Source organism: Oligella urethralis DSM 7531, assembly GCF_000372065.1.
Taxonomy (GTDB): domain Bacteria; phylum Pseudomonadota; class Gammaproteobacteria; order Burkholderiales; family Burkholderiaceae_B; genus Oligella; species Oligella urethralis.
The window spans coordinates 1-2706 of record NZ_AQVB01000039.1; the positions used below are offsets into that span (position 1 = coordinate 1).

At 43.8% G+C, this 2706-nt stretch carries 4 protein-coding genes; 1 reads left to right on the forward strand and 3 read right to left on the reverse strand.

The window, feature by feature from the left end:
• On the forward strand, positions 1 to 601 hold a 601-nt coding region (locus tag A3GA_RS11755), incomplete at its 5' end, for an IS5 family transposase (protein WP_018027452.1).
• A gap of 259 nt (positions 602 to 860) precedes the next feature.
• Here the strand turns inward: A3GA_RS11755 and A3GA_RS0110985 are convergent.
• The 3 genes from A3GA_RS0110985 to A3GA_RS12220 all read right to left on the reverse strand — a co-directional run.
• Positions 861 to 1076: an acyl carrier protein gene (locus A3GA_RS0110985; protein ID WP_018027453.1), complete on the reverse strand. Its 216-nt coding sequence runs from the start codon at positions 1074 to 1076 to the stop codon at positions 861 to 863.
• Between the two features lie 32 nt (positions 1077 to 1108).
• Entirely contained in the window at positions 1109 to 2347 is a 1239-nt protein-coding gene (locus A3GA_RS0110990) for an MFS transporter (RefSeq protein WP_018027454.1), read from the reverse strand.
• 74 nt (positions 2348 to 2421) lie between these two features.
• Positions 2422 to 2706 (reverse strand): TonB-dependent receptor (locus tag A3GA_RS12220; protein WP_018027455.1); only part of this gene is annotated, 285 nt, incomplete at its 5' end.

Genomic DNA, 2706 nt, shown 5'->3' on the forward strand with positions numbered 1-2706 from the left:
CGGCAACGCCCTTGCCATTCGGATTATCTTCCCCTTAGTCAGGGTGATACAGGTCTCTTGCAACCTGTCGGGTTTGCCAACCTCGCTGGGCAAACGCAAAAGCCGTGACCCTGAAATGCGTCACGCCAAGAAAGGTAACCAGTATTACTTTGGCATGAAAGCCCACATCGGTGTTGATGCAGCCAGCGGTCTGGTGCATACGCTGGTGACTACGCCTGCCAATACTCACGATGTAACCCAGGCCCATGCCCTGCTGCATGGCGAGGAGCAGGATGTGTACGGTGACTCAGGTTATCAGGGCGCTGGGGAACGAGAAGAGAACAAGGATAAAAAGGTGAACCGGGTGATTGCCATGCGTCACGGGAAGCGTCGCAAGCTGCGTGAAAGTGGTACAGAAGAAGGTCGACTTGTAGATAAAATCGAGCAGTTAAAGAGCCGGATTCGCGCCAAGGTTGAGCATCCGTTTTACTGGGTCAAGGTTCACTTTGGTCATCGCAAGACGCGCTACCGTGGTTTGGCGAAAAACACCGCTCAGCTGTATAGCTTGTTTGCCTTGGCGAACCTGTTTTTATCGAAACGATTTATGCCGTTGGCGGGATAAATCCGCCTAAAACCCGGGATGCTGCCCGGAAAAGCAGCAAAAACGGGTAAAACCGTTCAAAAATAGATGTTTTTATGACTCTAACGCTCGGTTTTCAGAGCTGATTTGTAAAGTTGATAAATTCGCTCGCTTGAGCGACTTTGTTCAGCGGTTCCTTAAATGTTCAATCACATCAAGCTTTTCGTCTATATTGGCAAGCGGTGTTCTCTGCATTTTTGTCTTCCTAATAGTTTAGTTAAGCCGACTTTTTACAACAATATCAAGCTCTCACCAATGCTTCCCACGCATTAATCGTCGGATTCTGCATCAGTTCAGCAAAACCAATAGTTTTATCAAAGCGTTGCGCAATCTGCTCAGCAATCGACATCAACGCTAGTGAATGCAAACCTAGTACGAGTAAATTTTCGTTCACATCAATATCATCGAGTGAAATTCCTAATGTTTTAGCGACCATCATGATTAATTCTTCTTGCACACTTGTTCTCCTGTAAGGTTTTTATCATTTACTTAATTTTCTGCTAACAACTCATGACCTGTGCGTTTAGACCATTTGATTAAAATCAGCAGCAACACCACTAAAGCAAAACTCACTACCACAGCGATAATCATCACGGCATAATAACCAACGTTATGCGCCAATTTAAGGCTCAATGATGAATACACCATGCCTGTCACTGTGGCTAAACTTAGTTGCAATGAGACAAAAGTGGCTTTTGATGAGGTGACTGCCGCCTTATTCATAATGATGGTGCTGAGTGACGCCATCAAAGCGGGTTGCACCAAGGTACTTATACTTACCGCTAGATACACATACCATTTAGCAACTTGACTTTGTGTTATTGGTAAATATAGCGTCAGACTGAGTGCCATTAAGAGCGAAAGTAAGGCAAACGCTTTACCACTGCCTAAATAACGCATTAAGGGGATAGCTAATAAGGCCGATAAGACACCGATAACTGAGCCATACACTTTCGTCATTAAACCAATCTCTTCTGGCGACCATCCTGAGTCCACTAGCAAGGGATTTAAGAGCGCACCCAAAAAACTTATCCCAAAGGCAGCGACCAGTAAAAACAACAACCACTTCACATGCCGTTTAATAAAGGACTTAAACTCTGCCCACAAACTCAAAGAAACCCACTCCTTAGATAGGGGAGTAACTGCCTCAGCTGGCTCACGATAAAAGGTGATTTGGCATACGGAAATCATGGTCAAAGATGCCAAAAACAACAAGCTACCTTGCCAACCCAACGTTTGGTAAAACATCAATACAACACCGCCGCCAACCGCGTTACCAATAAAACTACCTGCGTATTGCAGCGCATTCGCCTGTTGCCGTTTCTGCGTTGGAAAAATCTTACAAACTAAACCATCTACGGAGACATCTTGTATCCCAGTAAAAATGGCATACACAAAAAATAGCCCCAGCATCCAATAAAAACGGTGCAAAGGATCAATAAAGCTAATCACCACCAATAAAGTGGTCATCATCATTTGAGCGATTAGTAGCCAGCCACGATAATGCCCCTGCAAAAACGTGCTTACCTTATCGACAAATAAGCTAAATATCAAACGCAGGGCAATTGGTAGCATGACCCAGAAAACCAGAGACAATTGCTCTAATGGTACGCCCAGTGTCCTGAAAATAACGATACCACCCGTAAATAAAAAGGAAATACCAATATACTGCGTGATATAAACCATGATCAGCATGAACCATGGATTACGGCTTGCACTCTGTGACATCAAAGTCCTTAAAAATTCATTAAGCTTCACAGGTTAAGAACTCAGACGAGCTCTTAACCTCGACTGGTGATAAGTTAAAACTTATAGCTATAATTAACACCAAAAGTGCGCCCTTCGGCGGGTACCCCCATATTTGCAATACCCGCACCAAAGCCCATATAACGCTTATCTAATAAGTTTTTACCCCAAACATAGAAATCATGGTGCTTTGTTTGTAAACCGACAGAGGCATCAAAAAGCACGATGGAAGGCAGTTTCTGAGTAGAGCCTGTAAATAATTTTGTGTAACTTCCTTTAATCCGATATTCTTCATAGGAGTATTTCACATGGAAAGTTACATGACTAAAGACGACGACATC